The organism is Thermococcus sp., from assembly GCF_026988555.1.
In the GTDB taxonomy this organism is placed as follows: Archaea; Methanobacteriota_B; Thermococci; order Thermococcales; family Thermococcaceae; genus Thermococcus.
Window position 1 is genome coordinate 18602 of sequence record NZ_JALSLB010000026.1, and the last position, 22678, is coordinate 41279.

The following is a 22678-nucleotide window of genomic DNA, read 5'->3' on the forward strand; positions in this document are numbered from 1 at the left end:
AAAGAAACGCAGGCAGGTTTTTTGAAACTCTCTTCCCAGAGAAAAGCTTAAATAGTCAGACCCATTATTACCATTAAGGTGAGTTCTATGGCAGTGCTGACGAAGGCACAAATCGTGGATGTCATAGAGAGGCAGAAAGGCCTCTCAAAGGATGAAATAGAAAGGAGGATATCGGAAATCGCTTCTCGCGAGGGGATATCCGAACACGCGGCCGCCTTAATGCTGGCGGAGGAGTTGAACGTTAACATCGAGGGTGAGGAGGAACTCCTCCATATTGGAGATCTGGTTCCCGGAATGAGTGGAGTCAACGTGGTGGCAGGCGTCCTGAGAAAGTATCCATCCAGGGAGTACACAAGAAAAGACGGTTCTAAAGGACATGTTGCCAACCTCGTAATCTACGACTCAACTGGAAAGGCAAGGTTGGTCCTCTGGGACGGGGGAATGACCAAGTACTACAATGAGCTCAGTGTGGGAGACGTGATCAAGATCATAGACCCCTCCGTCAGGGAAGGGAGAAACGGAGTGGAACTCCACGTAAACTTCAGAAGCAGGATCATCAAGAACCCGGATGATCCACGCGTGAAGGAGATACCCCCCGTGGAGGAGGTCAGAAGCTACAACTACAGGCGCGTTAAGATAGGGGAGTTACTGGGAGGAGAGCGCTTCGTAGAGGTGAGGGGAACAATCGCGAAGCTGTACCGCGTAACCGTTTACGACGCATGCCCCCAGTGCAGGAGAAAGGTGGATCACAACCCCACAACGGACACCTGGATCTGTCCGGAGCACGGGGAAGTAAAACCGGTTAAGGTCGTCATTCTGGACTTCGGCCTGGACGATGGAAGCGGTTACATAAGGGCAACCCTCTTTGGAGACGACGCGGCGGATCTAATTGGAAAGGACGTTGATGAGATCGGAGAGAAGTTCAAGGCTCTCACAGAAGACGGACTCACCCCCAAGGAGGCGGGGAGGAAGCTGGCAGAGGAGGAGTACTACTACCTCATAGGAAAGGAGGTCATCGTCAGAGGCAACGTTGTGGACGACAAGTTTCTGGGTCTTCTCCTAAAGGCCTTCGGATGGGATGACGTGGATTACCGCAGGGAGATAGCACGGATACGGACCGAGCTCAAAGAGACTCTGAAGGGGGTGCTCTAAATGGAAGAGGTTCGGTTCAGGCGAAGAAAACCCGCAGTTGAGAGGGAGATATCCGGTATCAAAGAGGAGGACACCCGTGTCGCACTCATAGGCAAAGCTTTCAAGATAGACAAGATGGACTACACGTTCTGGCTTGACGATGGAACGGGAGTGATTCTCGTGGAGAGCGAGGAGAACATACTTCCCGAGGCGGGACAGGTCGTTAGGGTCATCGGAAGGGTAATCCGGAACGACGAGGGTGTCCACATCTACGGGGAGGTCGTACAGGACTTCAGCGACGCCGATCTAGACGCGCTGGAGGAGATTAGAGGGCTGGAGAAAAAGGTCCTGCCCAAAGTTGAAAGCGCGTTAATGTGGTGGTCAGAATGAGGAAGCGCCTACCTGCCAGCAGGATTTACATAAAAGACATCCTTGAAGGGTACTACGTCAAAAGCGAGGGTGATTTCGAACCCAACTACGTGATAACAAAGGATGCCCGTAAGGTCTACCGTGTCAAGCTGGTGGCAACCGTCGTTAGGGACCCGGTTATAAGCGAAGACGAAACCTATGGAAAGCTTCAGGTTGATGATGGGACAGGAACCATCTGGGTTCTTGGATTCCGCGACGACACACGGTTTATCCGGCTCGTCAAAAAAGGCGACCTGGTTCAGATAATCGGGAAAGTCGGCGAGTGGCGCGATGACAAACAGGTGCTCATCGAAGGTGTAACCCAGGTTCACCCGAACATGTGGATACTCCACCGCTTCGAGACCCTCAGGGAGAAAGTAGAACACTCGAAAAAGGCCAAGGACGCGTTTGAAATCTATGACAAGTACGGGATAACCGCAAAGGCCAAGGTGATAGCCAAGAACAAGGGCATCAGTGAGGAGCTCCTTATGACGATAGACGAACTGTACACCCTCATGCTCGAACAGAGGAGCATGGAAGAGGAGCTCTTTGAAGAGGAGGCTGCAACAGGGGAGGAGAAAGAGTTAAGTCCCGAACTTGAAAAAGCCAAAAAATCCGTGATGAAGCTTTTAAAAGAAAAGGGGAAAGCCCTATCTCACAAGTTCGTTATCAAGAAGCTCTCGCAGGAGTTCAGTGAGGAGACAATAGAAGAGGCCATAACCCAGCTGTTGGCGGAGGGAGAGATATACGAACCGGAGATAGGCTACTACGAGCCCCTGTGAGCTTTCTTTTTAACAGTTCTTTTCCCTCTGCTCCAAATCAACGACACAGACTCCAGTGTAAAAAGGGAAATCAGTACTGCTCCCTCATTGTCCTTATCACAGGGTCGTAGATGAGCGTTGAAGTTATGCTATCAACCATGCGGAAGAACTCCTCCTTCCCGGCCTCCAAAGGAAGGTTGTCTACCCTGATGAGCTGATATCCGTTGCCGAGTATCCATTTACCCAGCAGTATCTTCTCACGTCCGTCCCGCTTCAGGTCGAGACGTATAAGACCGTAAGGAATATCAGCCGTCCACCAGTTGGCTTTAAACGTAACCCGCCATCCTGAACCCTCCACCGCCTCGACCATCTCGGCCATCGTTACACCCGGTCCGTGAGGTGTCCTAAAAGTGATTATGGTCCAGGGATCCTCCGTCTCAAGATTTTCAAGGATTTTGGCTTTGAACTCCACAGTATCACCCCCTAAACGAGCGCCGCGATTAGGAATGCCGCTACCGCCAGGAATATGCTCGCTTTGAGCAGTACCTGGGCCCTGTGAGCACTCCCTGTATCCTGGCTTTTAAGTATTAGCCATGCGGCGTAGATTATCACGGCATCAACCGGAACCATCGCCCAGTACCCAACGCCCACACCCATCCTGACTGGCAAGAACGAGGAGACCACGGTTAGTAGCGCAAATAAGACGCCGACGTACGCGGCCCGTTTCTTCCCCCAGATTATCGGAAGGGTCCTGGCACCCTTAGCCAGGTCACCCTCCACGTCCTCGATGTCCTTGATAACCTCGCGGGCAACGTTGACTAGAAAGGCACAGAGAGCAAGGTAGCCCGCCAGTCCAATCTCCCCAACGGCAACCGCACCGTAAAGCGGCGTCGCTCCGGTCAGACTTGCAACCACAAGGTTGCCCACGAACGGCATTGGCTTGAGCTTCCATGCATAGAGGAACATTGCAGTATAAGCCGCTAAAGCCAATACAAACGCGTAACGATTCACCAGTGTGGCAAGCCCAAGCCCCAGGGCGAACAGCAGAAGCGCGTACCGGAACGCAGCTTCCCTAGTCATTGCTCCCCGGGGGAGGGGTCTTTCAGGACGGTTTATCCTGTCGATTTCGTAGTCAAAGTAATCATTTATCGTGTTTCCCCCGGAGCAACCGAGGGTAACGACTAGGAATACGAGAACGCTGATTTTCAAGTCAGGGAAGTGCCCCGCCGCCACTATTGAACCCAGCAAACCAACTAACCCCGCAAGGAAACAGTTGTGCGGCCGGGTTATCTCAAGGAACGCCTTGATTTCCATTAGGGCCACCTAATTCAGTTAGGTCGTTGCCTTAAAAACCTTTGCTAGATTTCCTCCCGTCTGAGAAGGCCAAGCTCCTCCCCACTCTCCAGCAGCCTTATGCGGCCAAAGCGCATCTCAACCGATTCAGACAGGTCCTCATCACTGAGGGGCGTGAGAACCTGAGCCTTCATCTCATGGAAGTTGAGCCACTTCAGAATTCCAAGACCCAGGCAGAGGCCACTTTCATCAATAAAGCCAACAAGCAGGTTGCTGAGCTTTTCGAAGTCCACCGCGTGAAGGGCAGACCTGTTGAAGTGACGTGGAAGCTTTCCCGAGTCGGCCTTGACAACGACGTAGCCCCTCCCCTTCCATCCGGCGAAAACCACCCAACCGAAGACGGATTCAAGGAGCCCCTTCTCTTCCACACCAAGAGGACTACCGTGGAAAAGCTCCGTGCCGGTCGGCACGACCTCCCTGAGATCAACATCAACGGTACCGGCCCCGGAGAAGTATTCTCCCCATTTGGCGGCCCGAATAAGCCTGCGTTCTTCCGGGGAATGGGGCCGGACCCTATCACTCACAGAAAGCGTTAATACCCGAGTGTAAGGAGATAAAATACGTTTTAGGCCCCCCATCTCGCCCGAACGCTCCAGCACAATGGTGAAATCGGGCCTCAGGAGTTCCGCCTTAAGACGTTTCATATCGATCCCCTCACCGGTCACGAAACCCGTGGTATCCACCAAGACGACGTCCGCCTGCCCAAAGGCCAGGTCAGCGAGCTTTTTAACCCCTATTGCCATCTCACCAACGTACTGGGCCGGAGACGTCGTTCCTATGAAATAGTGAGCAAAGGGCTCCAGATCACTGACTGTTGAGACCTTCCCAGAGGGAAACGCCAGACTGATCGTGGCCGGGGGCAGGATACCCTTCTGACCGACATCGCTGTCTACGACTGCAACATCGAGTCCTCTCTCAACTAGGGAGTTGACCAGAAAGGTCAAGAGGGTCGTCTTCCCGCTGTCGACGCCCCCGACCAGCATGAGCTTCAGCGGCTTTTCGTGTTCCACGATGACCTCTAGTACATCAAACCTATCGCCGGGCACATCAACGGTGTAAGTAGCTTTGTTCATGGTTCAAGGTACCGTCCGTTAAATTAAAAACTTGTCCCCGCACCGCAACCGGTGAGATGAGCTCAGCGCTTTATTTCAGAGAAAGCCTTATAAAATGTCAACCTGTTATCTCAATGAATCAAAACTTTGACATTAACCCAAAACGACGGTTGGCTTAATAAACACCTGATCCAAGAAAGTGTAAAGGAGGGTTAAAAATGAGAGAGGGATCAACACTTACCTCACGGCAGGTCAGACTTCTGAAGAAGCTCTACGGTGAAGGAAAAACCATAGAGGTTCACACCGTTGAGAAGACCCAGGACGAACTGGCACAGGAGCTGGGAATAACGAGGCAGGCTCTGAGCAACCACCTGAAGGTGCTCAAGGAGCTCGGATACATCAGAACAGGCAGGGGATTCATAGACCTGACCGACAAGGCCCTCGACCTCTTAGGAGAGAAGAAGGGCGACGTCTTTGTCTTTGTGAGGATAGAGCCAACGAAGAGGAAGAAGGTTTACGATAGTGTCAAGAACCTTAACATAAAGAGGATTTATAGGGTCACCGGCGACATAGACCTCATAATAGAGGCGGACAAGACAAAGCTCGACGAGATACTTGAGGAGATAGCCTCACTGGATGGTGTCCGCGAGACCATCACCCACGTTGTCCTGGAGGTCCTCTGAGACCCTTCTTTTTCCCAGATTTTTCTCAATCATCAGTCTGAGTACATCGAGGTTCTTGCCAAACTTCGCCGATATCGGAACGAAGACCTCGGATATCTCTTGGTAGGGAACCTCAAACTTCCCAGCGAGGAAGTTCAACCTCTCCCCCACGTTGCGGACTTTGTCGATCTTATTGACGGCGACTACCGTTGGGATCCCAAGTTCTCTGAGGAAAGCGTAGAACTCCACATCTATTGGGATCTCCCCCCTCTTTTCCCATCGCTCTATTATCTCCGGCGCCGCCTTCCCATCGATCACCAGAACCGCCAGCTCTATATCCGCGGCGTTCTCTTCTACGAAACGGACTATATCATCCTTTATCCTCTCCATTTTCGCCTTTGGAACACCGCTCATAAACCCAAAGCCGGGCATGTCGATGACCTTCCGGTTGCGCCAGTTGACCTCAACCGGTTTTCTCGTCACTCCCGGTCTCTTACCCCTCCTCACCAGCTTCCCCGTGAGTCTGAATATGAGGGTGCTCTTACCCACGTTCGAACGTCCCACAAAGATTATCATGGTCTCACCCCTCCCACGTAGTCCCTCCCGTTTATAAGACTTGGCGGAAAGGTTAAGTAGTTGGGGACACAACTAATGGTGGTGAGGTTCATGGTGGAGGCTACGGAGGCCAAGGCGAATCAGCTCATTAACAAGTTCGTCATCTCACTGACGGAGGGCAGGATACTGGGATACATAACCGATATAAACGTTGAAGTTGAGGGGGACCAGTTCTACTTCATCCTCAAGATGAAACTCGTGGAGAACCTCGGCAAGGGAACACACCCAGGGATGTTCTCCAACGAGAAAAAGCTGAAGATACGGCCCCAGGACATAGTCAACGTTGGCCCAGATGTTATAATCCTCGGTAACGGGAAAGTACCGCCATTAAGGGAGATAGAACGGCTCAGCCAGATAGCCGAGGAGTACAACAGCCTGGTGAGGGAGCTTGAAACCAAGGAACGGCTCATCGAAAAGCTCAAGGAGGAGAACTACGAACTGAACAAGAAACTCGATGAACTTCAGCATGAGCTCAGGAAGTTCCAAGTCATGAAAGAGGACTTCGAGCACCTTAAAGAGCAACTCGTGAGACAGGAAGGCCAGCTGGAGATGGCGAGGGAGTACATAAAGCTGCTTGAGGGCCTCAGGCACGACATCGACAAGATAAAGGACGATGTTGATAAGCTCCTCCAGGGGCAGCTGGAAGAGGTTGTAAGGGGAATCATAAACGAAGAATTAAACGCGAGAGGGTTAAAGAAAACCAGCTTTATTTAGCCGAATATCTGCGATCCAAAGGCGTAGAGGAGAACCTCCGCAGCGATCAATATAAGGGTCAGGGCTATAACACCCTTTGGGCCCACCTTTATTGCTTTTGTGTCCTCATCAAAGAACCTCATCAATCCAGCGCCCGTGGGTGGAAGTGTGGTCTTCTCCCTTGCCATCTCTCTCACCTCTTGTGAAGGTTAAACCTGTTGTGTATAAAAAAGTTGTGATTGATGCACGGGCCTGTCGCCGCCCACAGGTTGAGTGCACCATCAGACCCAGAACTGCTGTACCACCCGAGCGGAGGTCAACCTCCATACAATTCCAGGGGAAACTTTTTAAAGATCGAACCACAGCGCTCACTGGATAAGGGACTATCCCAATGAATCCCGCTAATGACACAGGAGGTGGGAGGAAATGGCTACTTTCAAGCTTGTAATATCCAACCCAGAGAACGGCATAGCCAAGCAGGTCGAGATAAGCGGCGACACTGCTGAAAAGCTCCTCGGGAAGCGCATAGGAGAGGAAATTCCCGCGAGCGAGCTCGGACTCAACCTCACTGAGGTGTTCGGTGAGGAGATTCCCGCCGGCGCAAAGCTCAGGATAACCGGGGGTACTGACAAGGACGGCTTCGCCATGCGTCCGGATGTCCACGGTCCGAGAAGGGTCAAAATTCTCGTCTCAAAGGGACCCGGCTTCAGGCCCAAGGAGCGGGGAGAAAGGAGAAAGAAGACTGTTAGGGGCAACACCATCAGCCCCGAAATAGTTCAGATCAACATGAAGCTCGTTTTCTGAGCTTCTCCCTCTTTGTTCCCCTTTCTGCAGTCGTTAAATACTCAAGGTTGTATCGCCATGCAACTCTTTTACTCAGGTTTCTTTTGAACAATTCTAAAAGGAAAACATGTGTTAGAATAAATTCATACTCGAAAAAAAAAGGAATAGTCTTTACTTTAAATAAGAGGAAAAGCTTATAAGAGAAAGTCGCACAGTATTGATTGCAGACAACCAATGGAGGTGAACCACGTGAGGTGGAAGCCGCTGTTCGCAGTCCTGCTGGGAATGCTCCTGCTTGGAGTGACGGCAGAGATTACCAACGCACAGACTTCTGGAAATCCTATCGCTGGAACCCCTAGTGTTAACCCTCTAACAAACTCAACACGGAACAAAGAGTACGATTATTACAATCTTAATAACCCTAAGAAAGATGAAGATGGGAAAGCTACTTATATTTGGAAAACGTAATCTAAAACAGGTGATTATCATGGGGGGGATAATAAGAAATGTGGGAGTCTCCGCCCTCATAGTCTCTCTTTCTTTTTTGGCAGGCGTTCTCCTCGGAGTCAACGCAGGAGGGATATTCCCTCTTGCACTCTATCTCGTGGGTCTGCTATTGGGCTCCATTGCGGTGGCGTTCGTTGCCTTCAGGCTCGGCGTTGGGCCCAGGGACCTTGCAAAGACCACCTTAATAATCGTCCCGGTCGTTCTCGCGGCTGTCCTGGGGCTGATAAGGATCGTGGCCCCCCTCTTTGAAGCGCCGGCATCCGGTCCAACCGAGGGCGACGGCCTAGTCATCCTACTCCTCTTCCTTTTGCTTCCCGCGTTCCTGCTTGGACTCCTCGGGAGTCTCTTTGAGCTATCATTTTGGGGAGGAGATCAGAGCTCTTCCTCGTGACGTTTAATTTTGACTTTAGGAGGGGGAGATTAAAGCATGCTGGTATAGCCTCTGCAACGTTGTTGCGTAGCGTTTTGAGTACTCATACCAATCCCATTTTAAGGTGAGACTGTGAAACGCTGGGGGCCGATATTACCTATCATCTACTTCTACTTTCTATTCCTTTTCCTGCTGGCCTTCGCCTTTGATTTCCCGTGGGAAGTAACCCGCCAGTTAATGTGATTCAGGTTGAGGGGAATGTGACACTGCCCCGGTGATCTTTAATTTTAGCCTATCGTTGGACACGCTACGTTTATGGGTCGATCATCTTCCAAGTGTTCACGACGACATAGGTTGAGGGTTGAAAGATGAGGTTTTCAACAACCAAAAACAATTCAGATAGCGAGCAAAATCAGAACGAATTTACAGTTCTCCCCATCAAGGTAACCTTAATAAGTGCACCTTCTTCTTACTCATAGAGGGGTGAGAGAAAATGGCAAAGAAGAAAGAGTTCAGACAGGCTGAGGTTAACATAGGGATGGTAGGTCACGTTGATCACGGTAAAACCACATTAACGAGGGCGCTCACCGGGATATGGACTGACACGCACAGTGAAGAGATGAGAAGGGGCATCACAATAAAGATCGGGTTCGCCGATGCGGAGATAAGGAAGTGTCCGAGCTGCGGCAGGTACTCCAACTCACCGGTCTGCCCGTACTGTGGCGCCGAGACTGAGTTCGAGAGGCGCGTTTCCTTCATAGACGCGCCCGGCCACGAGGCGCTCATGACAACGATGCTCGCCGGTGCCTCCCTCATGGATGGTGCGGTTCTCGTCATAGCCGCCAATGAGGGCGTCATGCCCCAGACGAGGGAACACCTCATGGCCCTGCAGATAGTCGGGAACAGAAACGTTGTCATAGCACTCAACAAAATCGAACTAGTGGAGAGGGAGACCATACTGCAAAGATACAGGGAGATAAAAGAGTTCATAAGCGGAACCGTGGCGGAAAATGCGCCGATAATCCCAATATCAGCGCTCCATGGTGCAAACGTAGACGTCCTCCTCTCGGCCATAGAGGAGATCATACCCACGCCAAAGCACGACCTCCGGAAGGCCCCCAAAATGTTGGTTCTGAGGAGCTTTGATGTAAACAAACCCGGAACACCCCCAGAAAAGCTCATTGGAGGTGTCATAGGGGGGTCAATAGTTCAGGGAAAACTCAAGGTCGGGGACGAGATCGAGATAAGGCCAGGTGTCCCCTACGAGGATCACGGCAGGATAAAGTACGAGCCGATAACCACCGAGATAGTCTCCCTCCAGGCCGGCGGAAGGTTCGTCGACAAGGCTTACCCCGGCGGATTGGTTGGCGTTGGAACGACTCTTGACCCGTTCCTAACAAAGGGCGACCTGATGGCCGGAAACGTCGTTGGAAAACCCGGCAAACTGCCGCCCGTCAGGGGGGACCTGCGGATAGAGGTGCACCTCCTTGATAGAGTCGTTGGGACTGAGGAAGAACTGCGGGTCGACCCCATCAAGAAACGCGAGGTTCTCCTGCTCAACGTGGGCACCGCAAGAACCATGGGGCTCGTCACGGGACTTGGAAAGGATGAAGTCGAGATGAAGCTCCAGATACCAATCTGCGCCGAGAACGGCGACAGGGTGGCCATAAGCAGGCAGGTCGGCTCAAGATGGCGCCTCATAGGCTACGGTCTCATCAGAGACTGACCTTCTTTTTTTGGTGATTTTTATGGCCCCTAAAAAACGGGAGTGGCTCGTTCTGCCTGACACAAACTTCCTACTGGTACCGGGACAGTTTGGAGTGGACATTCTGGGGGAGTTGAACCGGATCCTGGACGTCAGGTTTCGCGTGATCGTCCCGAACGTCGTCCTCCAGGAGCTGGAGGTTATAGAGAGGAAGTCGCGTGGAAGGGACCTTATGGCCATAAAGATGGCTAGGAAGCTCGCGGAGAGGTTTGAAGTCATTGAAATCGGCCGTTTTGGTGAAAGACCAATAGACGACCAGATTCTTGACTTCGCGATGAACAACGAACGCATTATAGTATGCACGAACGATAAGGGGCTCAAAAAAAGGCTCCGCGCAATGGGAATACCCGTCGTCTACCTGCGCTCGAAGAGGATACTGGAATTTGAAGGCGTGCTGGAGTAGAGCACAGGCCAAGACGTTAAACCGTTCAAAACCCTTAAAACACCCTCTCTTCCACATCCTTGGGTGGGAACCATGTACACAGAGGAGGAGCTCCTGAGGGAGATCCGGGAGTTGATGGGAGATGAAGAACTCTACGCTATGTATGAGAAGGCGTTCAGGGAGCACAGGGAGTATTTCGAAACCACGAACTACATCGTTCTGAACGTCTACCAGTTCAACGACCACGGACCGATTCACGTTCTGCTCACAACGAGACGCGCGCTTGAGCTCCTGCGGATAATAAAGGAGGCCGGCATAAAAACAACGGCCGAAAAGCTTGGAAAGCCGATACGGTGGAGCAAGTTCATCGTAGCCTTCAGCGCGCTGTTTCACGATCTCGGCAACATGATCCACAGGATAAATCACTACCAGTTCAGCGTTCTCCTGGCCGAGCCGATAATCGAGGGGCTGGCGAGGGAGTTTGATGGGGAAGATCCCCTCCTACTGAAGGCCCTGACTCTCAACTCGATATACACGCACGATGAGCACGTGCCATGCACGACGATCGAGGGGAGTCTCGTAACGATAGCGGATGGATGCGACATGGAGGCCGGAAGGAGCAGACTGGTGCACAAAAAGGACAAGGTGGACATCCACGCGGTCTCGGCCCTGGCCATCGAACGCGTCGAGATACGGAGAGGAGACGGAGAGGAGCCAATAATGATTGAAATATGGATGAAACACCCCGCGGGAGTCTTTCAGGTGGACGAAATCCTCACGAAGAAGGTCAAGAGTTCCCTCCTGAGTGGCAGGGTAAAGCTGAGGATACACACCATGGGGGAGGTACTGGAGAAGGTCGCATGAGCCACCACTCCGGCCCCCGGTCCGAGGTAATGGTATGAGAGTTGAGGATGCCTGTACCGACCTCAAATACCTTCTCAACCGTGGTTACAGAAAGAGCTACGCCCTCAGGGTTGTCTCCGACCACTACCGCCTAACTCTTGAAGAACGCCACCTCCTAGCCCGATGCGTCTTCCCAGACGCGTGGATCGCGGAGGTTCAAGGGAAGCTCCTGAGACCCAATGAACTCAGGGGGAGGAGCCTCGCAATCGACGGCTTCAACGTGCTCATAACCATTGAATCGCTCATCGACGGGAAGGCAATACTCTGCGAGGACGGTCTCGTGCGGGACCTGAAGCACCAGGGTAAGTACAGGGTCAGCAAACGAACTGGACCCATTATTAGGGAGATGATAAAAGCCCTTGCGGAACTAGATGTTTCAGAACTGTTGGTCTTTTACGGGAGGGCCGTTCCGAAGAGCGGCATCGTCAGAAAACTCACCGAAGAGGCCCTGGAAGAGTTCCACCTCCCTGGAAAGGTTGAGCTGGTGAAAAACCCGGATTTTAAGCTGAAGGAATACGGAACTGTTGCGACGGCGGACGTGGGGATAATCTCCAAGGTGCCCCATGTTTTCGATGTGCCCCGTCTAATTGGAGAGATGTGGGGTATTGAGATCCCCTCGTTTAGAAGTGTCATTTAAAGATTTACAAAAGAATCATAACACTCAGATCATATTCGAATTGTTGCAACTCAAATTAAAGTTTTAGCAAATGTTTAATAGTATAACACCGTAGTCTATAAGAAGATTGCACACTATCCGGCTTTTCCGTTTTAGCCGGTTGGAGGGGAGAATATGAAGAAAATTGCAGGAGTGGTGTTGAGCCTAATTCTCTTGGGGTTAGTCGTTGCCAGCGGTTGCCTAGGTGGTGGTAGAGGCGCAACCTCAACCACACCCCCTACCCACACGACTGGGGGGAGCTCCCCAACGGGCACCACGGGGAGTCCAACCACCACCCCTCCCGGCACGACGACTACATCCGGCCAGGCGACGGGTACAACAACCAGCAGCCCGGAAACTCCAACTTCAACCGAAACACCGGGCGAAAACCCAACGACGACCACGACGCAGACCCCAGCGGAAGAGGCCTACTGGGAGCACCCATGGGAATACGCACCTGTAACCATCAACGGGAAGAAGTACCTCGTAACGTACTACAAGATCCACTACAAAGTCCAGCCCAACCAGAGCTCCCCAGTGTACGAGTACATTGTCGAGAAAAGCGTTGAGAAGACGAAAGTTCACGTTTACGGGACAGATCTAACCGGAGGCACCGTCGATCTTGGAGAGCACGGGGTCTACGAGTACACCACCGTGGTCACACCAATCAAAGCCGCCGAGCTTAGGGGCAAACTCGTCCTGAAGGTCTGGTACAAGGAACCGGTTGGGGAGGCGTTCATATACCCGTGGGACGCGGTGTGGGCAACGTACTTCAATCCCTACGGAAGCACACAGGTGAACAACTTCGTCGGCATGGAGATGGACTACGAAGGTCAAAAGATGGTCATGACCAACGGTGCGGCGTTCAAAACAGGCCTGTTCCCCCACCTCGAAGGCAGCAGTGACTGGATGAACGAGGTAAAGACAGACCTGAACAACCTCTACATGGGGTGGTTCGCGGTTGTACACGTTGCAATATGGAACGACGTTGGGGCCCACAACATGATGGCCCCCCAGAGCGGTGCCATTGCCGATTCATTTGGCCACAAGCTCGAGTGGAGCTCAAACCCCGACGGAACAGTGACGTTTTCGGAGGTGGCATTCAAGCTCGTGGATTTTCAGTGGAAGTACAGCAGCGCTTCCGGGGACCTGAGCGCGATAAGCGGCAAAGGCAAACTCTCACCGTACCTGTTCATGCCGGTCGAGGTCGATGGACACGTCAGCTACCTGGATGAAAAGACTGGAGAAAGCACGACGATCTACGGTTATATGAAGATTGAAGACCTCAAACTGGAGAAGGTGGACTGAGAGAGGTGTTTCTTTTTTGCCGTCCTCCTTCCCCTCAGGAGGAAAATAGTCTGAAGCGCCGGTGTTGGGGAACACCCTATATGGACCCCGCATCCGACGGGAGTCTCCCGGCGGCCATCGACTGGAACCGGGGAACCCAATGGGGGATTTTCGGTTCTGCACTCTACGATATCAAGTTCAGGGGTGAAATCACAATGAAGGGGGTATGGAGATGGTGCGCATGAGGAGTGAAGGTTTGGCATTGCTCTTGATTATTGTTGTCCTATTGAGTGTAGCGGCCAGCGGCTGTCTCGGCGGCGGTAACGGGGGGGAGTCATCCACCAGCGAAACGTACCAGGAGGGTGGGGGAGAAACCCAGGAGATCAACAGCCAAAGCGGGGGAGGAGAATCCGGGGTTTCAACCTGGAAAACTCCCTGGGATGCCTACAACCCGGTTAGGGTTAACGGTCAGAGTTATTATATAACCTACATAAAGTACACATTCACTGTCAAAACCTCGGAGGGAGAGCGCTCCTACAAGGTAATAAAACAGAGGGGATACGTGAGGGCCCACATCTACTCCGACGACAACGGCAACAAGAAGGACCTCGGCGAGTACAACCTCTTTGCTTACTACGGGAAGATAACCCCCCTGAACGACCCCGACATGAAGGGGCCGCTCGAGTACCTTATACTTATAAAGGAGAGAACCAAGGACAGCGACTCTTACTTCCTCACCCCGTTTCCGGACTTTGGAGCCATGACCTCCGGAACGACCACGGTCATTGAGGCATCGTACGGTGACGACTACTTTTACTGGAGCAACCCCGCGGCGGTAGGTAACTACTCGGAGCTACCTTACACGGAGGGGAATCTCGAAACCGTCATGGGAGGCGTACCTAGCTCCACAATCCAAGGATGGATGGCGATGGTAAGCTCCGCCGTCTGGAATGGACTTGAGAACCACGACCTCTCAAAGCCGGGCGAGTACAGCTTCTCGTTCATGGGCATGGGATACAACTACAAGATCAAACCAGACGGAAGTGTGAGCCTCAGCGGGAAGAGCTTCAAAGTGAGCAACGTCGAATGGAGCTGGACCTTTGGAAACGTTAAGGGACAGGGAAAGGCCAGGATAGCACCGGAGCTACCGATACCAGTGGAGACGGAGGGGACATTCAGTCAGATGGGCGGCGAGAGTTACCACTCAAAGCTGATGCTGGAGGACTTAAGGTTATCAAAGGAGTTCGAGGGGATTAGCGTCGAGGTAGGGCATGGCGCTTCCCCCGGGGAAAGTGGAACCCCCACGGAAACCCAAACGGAGACCTCAACCTCAACCGGAACACCGAGCGAGAGTTTATCGGACAACTGGCAGCTCGCCTGGGACGCGAGTAAACCCATAACCATAAACGGCAGGGACTACGTTGTGAGGGAGGTAACCTTTGAAGCTAACTACCGCGTCTCCGGAGGCTCTCACGTCCGTATGATCATCAGAAAAGGATACTACGAAACCAAACTCAACGGGAAGGACGTTTATGACCTCTACGCAATCCTCAACATCAGTGGGGAGACCTACAACTACAGTGTCTACGTTGAGCCGGACTACCTCGACGAGTACACCTCCGGGATTCTGTGGGTTCCGGCGGTTTATGACATGATCAACGGCCCGGATTGGGTTAAGATCGTGGTTACTGGACCGAGCTGTCACTATTCAATGGACGATTCTGGGAACATGGAGGGCGACACGAACTGCGGGATGATAAGCGAGGACTTCCAGCGGTACAACATGGTGTGGAGCTATCCAACGGGCTTCTACGGCGGTATCTATGGAGACGTGCTCAGCTACGTGACCCTGACCGGGAACGGGCAGGGCTACACAGTTGGACCGGGAGAAGAGGTATCCTTGGCAGGTATGAACTTCAAGACGTACCGGGTAACCTGGAACGGCATCGTCCAGGGTGGGCTAGCCCAAGCCAACGGAGGCACGATAGTTGCACCCGAACTTCCGTTTCCGGTCGAGGTAACCGCCTCGCTCGCCATGCCCGGGGGTGGAGCCATATACGTCCACGCAAAGCTCATCAACGTAGGGTTAGAGGGGGTCGGTTGAAAACCCCAAGCCCCAACACAATTTTTGCTTATGTTCTGGGCACATATGGAACGGGGTTGAATACTACCGGGTGGGAGGTCGCCCTCACCCCTTTTCCAGCAACGCGTAGAAGAACCCTATCGTCCCGTGACTGTGAGGCCATGCCCTCATCGTCCCCAGCAAAAGGCCCTCATCGTAGGGGCCGGTCAGGGGGACAAGCCCCGCATCGGGGTGCCTGCCCAGGAACCACTCCACAACGCCCTCGTTCTCCTCGTGAAACATCGAGCATGTCGAGTAGAGTAACCTTCCCTCCGGCCTCAGGAGCTTCCACGCGCTCTCAAGGAGTTCTTTCTGGAGGGAGACAACCTTTGGGATGTTCTTCTCGCGGAGACGCCACCTCAGCTCCGGGTTCTTGGCTATCGTCCCGTCGCTCGTGCACGGCGCATCGAGCATCACCCCATCGGCGATCCCCTCCCCAAGAATATCCGGTGCCTTCCTTCCGTCCGCCCTGACTATCTCGGCAATTTCAACGCCAGTACGCCTGAGAACCTCATTCATGCGCTTTATTCTGGCTTTATCAACATCGAAGGCGTAGATTTTCCCCTCGTTTTTCATCAGCTCCGCCATGTGGGCTGTCTTGCCACCGGGAGCAGCTGCCAGGTCGACGACGGTCTCGCCGGGCTTCGGATCCAGTACAAGCGATGCGACGGCAGCAGCTTCCTCCTGCGCTATGGCGAAGCCCTTGTTGAAGAGCCATTCCGGGTTGAAGGGGTCAAGAATCCTGATGACGGTCTCAACTCTCCCGCTCCTCTCGAAGCGGACGCTCTTTTTTCTCAGATAGTGCTCAACGTCCTCAACGCTTGCCTTCAGGAGGTTGACCCTGATGCTCGTGGGCAGGGTCTCGTTGAGTGCCTTGAGGAGCTCCCCTGCCTCGTCCCCCACCAGCCCCCTCATCTTCACTATGAACCACTCCGGGAACAGGTAGTCCCATTTCAGCCGCTTTTCCTCCGTATCGATAACCGGGACGTATTCGAAAACCTCCGGAAGAAGGTCGTAGTAATAATAGCCCACGTAGGGATGCGTCCTCTTCGACAGAAACTGGGCAAGGCCCCTAAGGTGCCCCCGGGTTTTTTCACTCGGATCCCTGAAAACCGCGATCTCAACTGCCACCCTGAGTGTCGCCCTCAGCCACGGGTCGAGTATCAGCGGGGAAACCCCAACAAGCTCCTCGATAACCTCATCTATAAGCCCGAGCCTCCTCTGGACGGAGTAGAATATCCCCGTCAGTTTGGAGTTCTCCCATCCCTCCACCCTGTACCTCGCAAAGGCCTTCCTCCTCGCCTGCTGGCTCGGCTTTACCTCCTCGCCGAGCTTCACGGCCTCAACCAGTGTATACAGCTGCCTATCCGAGAGTTTGAGTTTCCCCATGTTCCTCCCACGCTAAATTTCAAAAGCTCTTAAAAACCTGCCGTCATCGTCCCAACCTGTCTAGGATGCGGCGGGCTATCTTCGAGTTCTCCTCCTCCGCCGAAGTCGCAACCTCCCCAAGCTTTGAGAGGAGGATCTCTCCTAACACCTCCGGGCACTTTATGGAGACTGCCTCAAGCACAAGTAGTGCATCGAACTGAAGCTCCCTACTCGAGAGGGACTTACCCGCAAAATCCACGACGGTGCGGGCGATCTTTGGGTCGCAGTCCCGGAGGAGGTAATAGCTGAAGAACTGGAATGCCGCAACTGGATGCGACTCCATAAAGCTGAGGACTCTCTCCGCTATTCTCCTTCTACCACCTTCAGCGGATACAACCGCAAGAACCCTGGCGGCCTTTGAACTCCCCCAGGGGGTACCACTCAACAGTATCCCAATTAACTCATCCACAAGGGGTTCCAGAACTAGGGCATCCTTCCCCTTAACACGGGATGAAACTGCCTGCAGGGTCCACAACGTGTCCGCCCGTGTTCTGGGGTTCCTGAGCAGTGCTTTAATCTCTTCAACGGATGAAGGATCGGATCTAAGAGCGGCCAGCAGAGCCTCGGCGTCCCCTTCTTCAACCGCCCTCGACACATCTACGGCCCTCTTGGTAGACCGGATATCATCGCTACCGCCGAACACAGTCTCCTTCACGCGTATACGTGTCTTCCTTGGAGGGGCCAGCTGGGTAAGGGGCGGGGACATGAACACCACCTTGCGCTTTTGAGGGGTCCTAAAGGGACCTGGGATCATTCGGGCGGGAACATCCATCCGCACTCCTCTGGTCTTCAACACGCTTCCCAACCACTTCAGGATGAACTCATCGGCGATGGCCACGGCAAGGTCAATGGCGGCGTTCACCTCACCCCTAACTATGAGCTCGTGTAGGACCTCCCTTGCTTCCTCGGGCCTCGATGAGTAGTATGAGTAGAGAAAATCTTCAATGGCGTGGGCAACCTCCCTGGCCTTGGACTTCACGAGGAAGTCTTCAGAGCCAGTTGCCAGGGATTTAACCCTATCAAGCAGGGGAGGGAGGTCCCCGATGATCTCAGCAGGTACGGGGCAGCCGAATACGTCCACCAGAATGCCCAAAACAAAATCCAGCAGGAGGGGATCCTTCTCGGATAGGAGCTCCCGGATGGAACCCAGCAGGAGCTTCAGAGTTTTAACATCCCCTGTAAAAACGAAGACGTTGAGTAGAAGCCTGAGCCCCATAGCCCGGATACGGGGGTTCCGTGAGGATATCAACCTCAAAATCTCAGAGCGCAGCATGGGGGAGGGTAGAGGATATTTAGATGAGCCACAACGTCGGAGAGTTCGCCGGAAATGACGTCATCGCCATATTTCTTGACGAGGGGGACTATCGTATGGACCAGTCTCAGAAGGGCCTCATCCGAAAGAGGGAACCCTTCAACCAGGTTTTTGAGGACCCTCACCGCCTTCATGGCCACCTTTGAGTCACCACTGCTGAGCCCCTCAAGGATGGCATCGAAACCCTCCGTGGCCACCGTGAACCTAACCCTCTCATCCCCCCTCTTCACAACCTCGTTGAGGGCCATAAACGCACGCGTCCTGGTGGTTCCATCCCGGTCCTCCAAAAGCTTCAGGAGTATACGGAGTACCCCGGTGTCCCGGAGGGCGAGCTCCACAGCATCCACTATCCTCCAGGACAGGATGAGATTCCTGATCTCCTCCTCACTTAAATTGCCCTCGGCACTCATTCCAGTTATAACTACGAAGCTGGGGACATATATCGGTTTCGCTTTTAAACCGGTGTCCCATCAACGGTTAACCGCTCAAACCGATACACGTCCACAAGAATCCGCTCAACGGATTTTCTGTGAAAGAAAAACTGGGCCGGGAGCTCAAAGGGAAGGGTAACCCTATGCGTTATCGAAAAACCGAAGTCTCTCACAAAGGCTTCGATGAAGCGTCTCACCTCAGGCTTGGCAAGGTGAATTGAGTAAACAACCTCCGCTACCTCAAAGGCCTTGAGGAGAAATGGCCTGTCTGCGTGGGGGCTCTGGCTCCCAAAGGGGGGATTCATAACGACAGTGTCAACCGCTTCGCTGAACCCCGATACGTCCATGTTCAGGAATTCAATGCAATCCCCCAGGCCCAACGCCCCCGCGTTCTCCTCCGCAAGGGCAAGGGCACTCTCATCGATCTCAACTGCGTAAACCCTTCCCGCTCCCATAACGCATGCCCCGATCGCCAGCACCCCGGTTCCCGCACCTAAGTCCGCCACGATCTTTCCCTGGATGTCCCCAATGGAACCGGCCAGCCAAAGCATCTCCGCAGCAACATCTCCGGGGGTTCGGTACTGCTCCAGTTCGGGTTTTGGGGAGGAAAACCCCTCCAAACGGGAGAGCATCATTGCAAGGTACCTTTTTCTCATGTCACTCACCTGTAGGCCATCTCCAACAGATCCCTGAGGGTTCCATGCATCTCGTATCCGGGGACGTGCAGGGCAGTGCCAATTATTCCGGACAGTATCGTAACCGACACCGCGCCTATAAGGAAGAACACGGACACGAAGACAGAGACCGAGAGGGCCAGTTTGACACCGGTTTTCTTCCAGAGGAGGTACGTGAGGAGGAGCAAAAAGCTCGCCAGGAAGTTCACCTTTATGAAGATCACCGCGCTAACGACGGAGAGAACGGCGGCGGTGGAACGTCTGGGCTGTATGTAAGTCATAAGCTCAAGAACCAAGGTGAGGGCCCAGTAGTAGATTCCAAATATCGCTATCCAGTTCAATACCTCAAAGGGAACCTCCAGCTCCATGGAACGATACCCCCACGGGTTCATCCTCCTCTCTTCCAGCGCCGAGGATCTCATCGAAAGCGTAGTCCTCGCGGAGGCCCAGAATTATTTCGACCTCAGTCGGTGTCAGCACGGGCTTCCTCCAGTTCTCGTAGTCGTCCATCGGAACCCTCGGACAGGCGACGACGACGTAAGCATCGAAGTCGAAGCCCTCCAAAGCCGGGTAGTTGATGTGGTTCATGGCTATGAGCCCCGCGTATTTCCCGTGCTCCCGGAGGAGGCTGACTATCTTCCTTGCCTCGGCCAAGCGAAGCTGGCCCTTCTTGGTGCTGACTACCACTCCAAACCTTTGAGCATCCATGGCCTTTGCTATCTGCGCCCAGCGCTTCCTTATGAGACGCTCCGCTTCCCCCCCCATCCATATGGCATCGCCGGAATAGGGGTTGACCGCCAAGGTCGGTTTGCCCGTTGCGACAGCAACGCCAAGGGGATGGAAGTAGCCGGCACCGATGAAGAGAACCCCCTCGGCATTGACCTTAGCCGCGGCAAAGTTGCAGCCAAGAACCTGACCGGGCCAAGAAACGCGGGAGTCACCTTCTCCAACGAGGACGTCAAAGCCTTTCCCTTCCAGAAACCCTCTTGCCCTTCTGAGCTGGTGAATGTGCTGGGCGGTTGTAACGAGGGCTATCCTCTTTCCGAGCTTTCGGATTTCCCCAAGGTTCTTCTCCAAGGCCGGAACCACATCAACGTTCGCAAATGCCGGGACAAATATCGTTGGAACTTCGAGGTGGAGCGTCATGTAGCTGTGGCCGAGATGGATAAGAGCATCGCAGCCGAGGAGTTTGGCCTCCCTATCTGCAGGGTCGCAGGCGCCGTAGTTGATGTCCCCGCTTATTATAGCCTCGATTCCGTTCTCCTCAAGGAAATCGGCCAGGGACCGGGCCTCTCTCTTCAACCCTTCAGGTGTCTGGATGAGCACCCGCTTGGCGTTGAGCTCTCGAAGGATTTTCAGTATCTCGCGGCTCGAAACTTCGTGCATTGAACCACCAGTCAATGATTAGGACGAACGGTTTAAATGGGCATCGGAAGGATTCACCGTACCGTGATATTCTGCACCATAAACCCCCGCTGGTGTACTATACGGTATATTCAGGCACGCATGTCCGCATCAAAAATCATCCATAAGCTTTATTAACCAATAAAAATCATGTTATTTCCGCAATACATTGGAGGGAATTTAAATGAAGAAGGTTGCTCCAATAGTTGCCCTGTTGGTACTTGCGACAGTGTTGAACCCCGTTGCGGCGTCCAGCAGTCTTGGCAGTTCGAACTACTACCACCCGTACCCTACCGGCATAGTACCCGGAGACATCGTCATAGGACACAACTCCCTGAGCAGCATCATAATCCCGGGCTACTGGACCCACACGGGTATAATCGCATACTACGACTACTCCGCAAACGACTGGGTCGTTGTGGAAGCCTGGGACAACCCCAGTGAGGTCAGGCTTGTATACCTCTCAGATTTCCTCAGGAGGTACGATACGGTCGCGGTTCTGCGCGTCGCCACCAGCAACTCCGTCAGACAGGCCGCGGTTCAGTTTGCCCTCCAGCAACTTGGCAAGCCGTACGACTGGCACTGGTACAGCAAACACGTTTATGGAGACAGCTACTACTGCTCCCAGCTCGTCTGGGCGTCATACATGGCCGCGGGTGGACCGGACATCGATGCCAACCCAGGCTGGAGCTGGAAGTATCTGGACGGCGTTGCTCCCCAGGAAATTTACGGCGACAGCGACACATACGTGATATACTATGACTCAGCCTGAACTCTTTGTTCACTTTTTATTATCCTTTATCCACATTTAGAGCGTCACTTTTTTTAAGTTCTATTGGGTAATCATTCCGCTAAAACCCAGGAGGTGATGAAATGAAGAAGCTCGGTGCCATCGTGCTTGTCTTTCTGTTTGTGGCGGCAACGGCCGCCCCGGCCAGCGCCGGCAACCTGCTGAACTATATCTGGGACACCAGAACCTACCAGCATCCGTACCCAACCAACGTTCAGGTGGGAGATCTAGTGTACGGCCACAGCCCGGACCTCTTCGGCGCAATAATCCCCGGATACTGGGTACACGTGGCGATAATCGCCTGGTACAACGAGAGCATTAACGATTGGATGGTCATCGAGGCCAAAATCGGGAAAGGGGTTATTCTGACTCCCCTTAAGAAGTTCCTGAGCAGGTACGATGTCGTCGCAATCCAGCGCGTTAAAACGGACGATGCCATTAAGGAGAGGGCGGTGCAGTTCGCCTACGCGCAGCTTGGCAAGCCTTACAACTACAACTACCTCAGCAAACCAAAGGTCTACAGCGACAAGTACTACTGCTCCCAGCTCGTCTGGGCGTCATACATGGTGGCCAGCAACTACAGGATAAATCTGGATGAGAACGACGGTGGCTGGAGCTGGAAGTACTTCTACTCCGTCGCCCCGCAGGAAGTCTACGACGACCCAATGACTTACACGGTCTACTACAACTCCGCTTGACCCTTAATTCTTTTTTTATTAACCCACCAGGCCAACTGATGGACGACACGTTCTACGGCACGTTTTATGTCCTCCCAGAAGGATTCTCAAAAACTTTAAATACCATAACCGCCAACCATACATCGAGGTTCGAGGTATTGGGGTGATCGCTATGGGGGGCCGCTGAAGGGATTATGGTGGTGACGACCGAGGGCATCCCCGGGTACCGTATCATTGAGGTGAAGGGGCTAGCCAGGGGAGGGGTGGTCATGGCCACCCACCTCGGCAGGGATATAATAGCCGGCTTTAGAAACCTCGTGGGCGGGGAGGTCACGGAGTACACAGAGATGATGGCAAAGGCAAGGGAGATAGCCCTCCAAAGGCTCATTCAGAGTGCCAAGGATATGGGCGCCAACGCGGTCGTCGGGATGCGTTTCATGACCTCCAACGTTGGCCAGAGAATGGCAGAGGTTTACGCCTTCGGAACCGCAGTCGTGGTTGAGAGGGGGTAGC

At 53.4% G+C, this 22678-nt stretch carries 28 protein-coding genes; 17 read left to right on the forward strand and 11 right to left on the reverse strand.

What is annotated here, in order from left to right; all coding sequences use genetic code 11:
• Window positions 1-87: 87 nt before the first annotated feature.
• From MVK60_RS03290 to MVK60_RS03300, 3 genes are read left to right on the forward strand one after another with little or no spacing between them, the layout of a single operon-like run.
• On the forward strand, window positions 88-1152 hold the full coding sequence (locus MVK60_RS03290; protein ID WP_297436523.1) for an OB-fold nucleic acid binding domain-containing protein: 1065 nt from the start codon (window positions 88-90) through the stop codon (window positions 1150-1152).
• Window positions 1153-1521 (forward strand): replication protein RepA, encoded by a 369-nt coding sequence (locus tag MVK60_RS03295; RefSeq protein WP_297436409.1) that lies wholly within the window; start codon window positions 1153-1155, stop codon window positions 1519-1521.
• Complete coding sequence (locus tag MVK60_RS03300) at window positions 1518-2321, forward strand: OB-fold nucleic acid binding domain-containing protein (RefSeq protein ID WP_297436412.1); 804 nt, start codon at window positions 1518-1520, stop codon at window positions 2319-2321. Before MVK60_RS03295 ends, MVK60_RS03300 begins: the two co-directional genes overlap by 4 nt.
• A 70-nt stretch (window positions 2322-2391) precedes the next feature.
• Here MVK60_RS03300 and MVK60_RS03305 read toward each other — a convergent pair whose 3' ends face one another.
• The 3 genes from MVK60_RS03305 to MVK60_RS03315 are packed head-to-tail and all read right to left on the reverse strand — an operon-like array spanning window position 2392 to window position 4726.
• The gene (locus MVK60_RS03305) at window positions 2392-2772 is read right to left on the reverse strand and encodes a ribonucleoside-triphosphate reductase (RefSeq protein ID WP_297436414.1); all 381 of its coding nucleotides are present in this window, start codon (window positions 2770-2772) and stop codon (window positions 2392-2394) included.
• An 11-nt stretch (window positions 2773-2783) separates the two neighbouring features.
• Window positions 2784-3614 (reverse strand): geranylgeranylglycerol-phosphate geranylgeranyltransferase, encoded by an 831-nt coding sequence (locus tag MVK60_RS03310; protein WP_297436525.1) that lies wholly within the window; start codon window positions 3612-3614, stop codon window positions 2784-2786.
• 44 nt (window positions 3615-3658) lie between these two features.
• Window positions 3659-4726: a Clp1/GlmU family protein gene (locus tag MVK60_RS03315; protein WP_297436416.1), complete on the reverse strand. Its 1068-nt coding sequence runs from the start codon at window positions 4724-4726 to the stop codon at window positions 3659-3661.
• Window positions 4727-4923: 197 nt separating this feature from the next.
• Here MVK60_RS03315 and MVK60_RS03320 point away from each other — a divergent pair, with 197 nt between their 5' ends.
• On the forward strand, window positions 4924-5388 hold the full coding sequence (locus tag MVK60_RS03320; RefSeq protein ID WP_297436419.1) for an Lrp/AsnC family transcriptional regulator: 465 nt from the start codon (window positions 4924-4926) through the stop codon (window positions 5386-5388).
• Here the strand turns inward: MVK60_RS03320 and engB are convergent.
• Window positions 5335-5943: a GTP-binding protein EngB gene (gene engB, locus MVK60_RS03325; RefSeq protein WP_297436421.1), complete on the reverse strand. Its 609-nt coding sequence runs from the start codon at window positions 5941-5943 to the stop codon at window positions 5335-5337. The two genes, MVK60_RS03320 and engB, sit on opposite strands and share 54 nt — an antisense overlap.
• 90 nt (window positions 5944-6033) lie before the next feature.
• Between engB and MVK60_RS03330 the strand changes: the two genes are divergently transcribed.
• Window positions 6034-6696, forward strand: a complete 663-nt coding sequence (locus MVK60_RS03330; RefSeq protein ID WP_297436527.1) for a hypothetical protein — start codon at window positions 6034-6036, stop codon at window positions 6694-6696.
• Here MVK60_RS03330 and MVK60_RS03335 read toward each other — a convergent pair.
• Complete coding sequence (locus MVK60_RS03335) at window positions 6693-6863, reverse strand: preprotein translocase subunit Sec61beta (protein ID WP_297436423.1); 171 nt, start codon at window positions 6861-6863, stop codon at window positions 6693-6695. The two genes, MVK60_RS03330 and MVK60_RS03335, sit on opposite strands and share 4 nt — an antisense overlap.
• A gap of 238 nt (window positions 6864-7101) precedes the next feature.
• Between MVK60_RS03335 and MVK60_RS03340 the strand changes: the two genes are divergently transcribed.
• From MVK60_RS03340 to MVK60_RS03380, 9 genes are all read left to right on the forward strand, one after another.
• Window positions 7102-7479: a 30S ribosomal protein S6e gene (locus MVK60_RS03340; protein WP_297436425.1), complete on the forward strand. Its 378-nt coding sequence runs from the start codon at window positions 7102-7104 to the stop codon at window positions 7477-7479.
• A gap of 228 nt (window positions 7480-7707) precedes the next feature.
• The gene (locus MVK60_RS03345; protein WP_297436427.1) at window positions 7708-7926 is read left to right on the forward strand and encodes a hypothetical protein; all 219 of its coding nucleotides are present in this window, start codon (window positions 7708-7710) and stop codon (window positions 7924-7926) included.
• 19 nt (window positions 7927-7945) lie between these two features.
• Window positions 7946-8356, forward strand: a complete 411-nt coding sequence (locus MVK60_RS03350) for a hypothetical protein (protein WP_297436429.1) — start codon at window positions 7946-7948, stop codon at window positions 8354-8356.
• A gap of 472 nt (window positions 8357-8828) precedes the next feature.
• Window positions 8829-10061 (forward strand): translation initiation factor IF-2 subunit gamma, encoded by a 1233-nt coding sequence (eif2g, locus tag MVK60_RS03355; protein WP_297436431.1) that lies wholly within the window; start codon window positions 8829-8831, stop codon window positions 10059-10061.
• Window positions 10062-10083: 22 nt separating this feature from the next.
• Window positions 10084-10503 carry a PIN domain-containing protein gene (locus tag MVK60_RS03360; RefSeq protein ID WP_297436433.1) on the forward strand — a complete coding sequence of 140 codons (420 nt, stop codon included), beginning with the start codon at window positions 10084-10086 and terminating at the stop codon, window positions 10501-10503.
• A gap of 72 nt (window positions 10504-10575) precedes the next feature.
• Entirely contained in the window at window positions 10576-11346 is a 771-nt protein-coding gene (locus tag MVK60_RS03365) for a metal-dependent phosphohydrolase (RefSeq protein WP_297436529.1), read from the forward strand.
• A gap of 34 nt (window positions 11347-11380) precedes the next feature.
• Complete coding sequence (locus MVK60_RS03370) at window positions 11381-12022, forward strand: DUF434 domain-containing protein (RefSeq protein ID WP_297436435.1); 642 nt, start codon at window positions 11381-11383, stop codon at window positions 12020-12022.
• 153 nt (window positions 12023-12175) lie between these two features.
• On the forward strand, window positions 12176-13348 hold the full coding sequence (locus MVK60_RS03375; RefSeq protein ID WP_297436437.1) for a hypothetical protein: 1173 nt from the start codon (window positions 12176-12178) through the stop codon (window positions 13346-13348).
• A 211-nt stretch (window positions 13349-13559) separates the two neighbouring features.
• A complete protein-coding gene (locus MVK60_RS03380) occupies window positions 13560-15431 on the forward strand; it encodes a hypothetical protein (RefSeq protein ID WP_297436439.1) in 1872 nt (623 codons plus the stop codon).
• An 84-nt stretch (window positions 15432-15515) separates the two neighbouring features.
• On the opposite strand, the gene MVK60_RS03385 is transcribed toward MVK60_RS03380, so the two are convergent.
• The 6 genes from MVK60_RS03385 to dph2 are packed head-to-tail and all read right to left on the reverse strand — an operon-like array spanning window position 15516 to window position 20680.
• Window positions 15516-16838 (reverse strand): RsmB/NOP family class I SAM-dependent RNA methyltransferase, encoded by a 1323-nt coding sequence (locus MVK60_RS03385; protein WP_297436441.1) that lies wholly within the window; start codon window positions 16836-16838, stop codon window positions 15516-15518.
• Window positions 16839-16881: 43 nt separating this feature from the next.
• Window positions 16882-18093, reverse strand: coding sequence for a hypothetical protein (locus MVK60_RS03390; RefSeq protein ID WP_297436443.1), 1212 nt, complete (start codon window positions 18091-18093; stop codon window positions 16882-16884).
• A gap of 35 nt (window positions 18094-18128) precedes the next feature.
• Window positions 18129-18599, reverse strand: coding sequence for a hypothetical protein (locus tag MVK60_RS03395; protein WP_297436445.1), 471 nt, complete (start codon window positions 18597-18599; stop codon window positions 18129-18131).
• 44 nt (window positions 18600-18643) lie between these two features.
• Window positions 18644-19276: an METTL5 family protein gene (locus MVK60_RS03400; RefSeq protein ID WP_297436447.1), complete on the reverse strand. Its 633-nt coding sequence runs from the start codon at window positions 19274-19276 to the stop codon at window positions 18644-18646.
• 5 nt (window positions 19277-19281) lie between these two features.
• Window positions 19282-19662, reverse strand: a complete 381-nt coding sequence (locus MVK60_RS03405) for a hypothetical protein (RefSeq protein ID WP_297436448.1) — start codon at window positions 19660-19662, stop codon at window positions 19282-19284.
• Window positions 19640-20680, reverse strand: a complete 1041-nt coding sequence (gene dph2, locus MVK60_RS03410) for a diphthamide biosynthesis enzyme Dph2 (RefSeq protein ID WP_297436450.1) — start codon at window positions 20678-20680, stop codon at window positions 19640-19642. The genes MVK60_RS03405 and dph2 overlap by 23 nt, the downstream gene beginning before the upstream one ends.
• Window positions 20681-20882: 202 nt before the next feature.
• Here dph2 and MVK60_RS03415 point away from each other — a divergent pair, with 202 nt between their 5' ends.
• The 3 genes from MVK60_RS03415 to MVK60_RS03425 all read left to right on the forward strand — a co-directional run bounded on the left by MVK60_RS03415 (window position 20883) and on the right by MVK60_RS03425 (window position 22677).
• Entirely contained in the window at window positions 20883-21470 is a 588-nt protein-coding gene (locus MVK60_RS03415) for a YiiX/YebB-like N1pC/P60 family cysteine hydrolase (RefSeq protein ID WP_297436452.1), read from the forward strand.
• 101 nt (window positions 21471-21571) lie between these two features.
• Entirely contained in the window at window positions 21572-22186 is a 615-nt protein-coding gene (locus MVK60_RS03420) for a YiiX/YebB-like N1pC/P60 family cysteine hydrolase (RefSeq protein WP_297436454.1), read from the forward strand.
• Window positions 22187-22359: 173 nt separating this feature from the next.
• Window positions 22360-22677 (forward strand): heavy metal-binding domain-containing protein, encoded by a 318-nt coding sequence (locus tag MVK60_RS03425; RefSeq protein WP_297436456.1) that lies wholly within the window; start codon window positions 22360-22362, stop codon window positions 22675-22677.
• The last annotated feature ends 1 nt before the right edge of the window (window position 22678 follow it).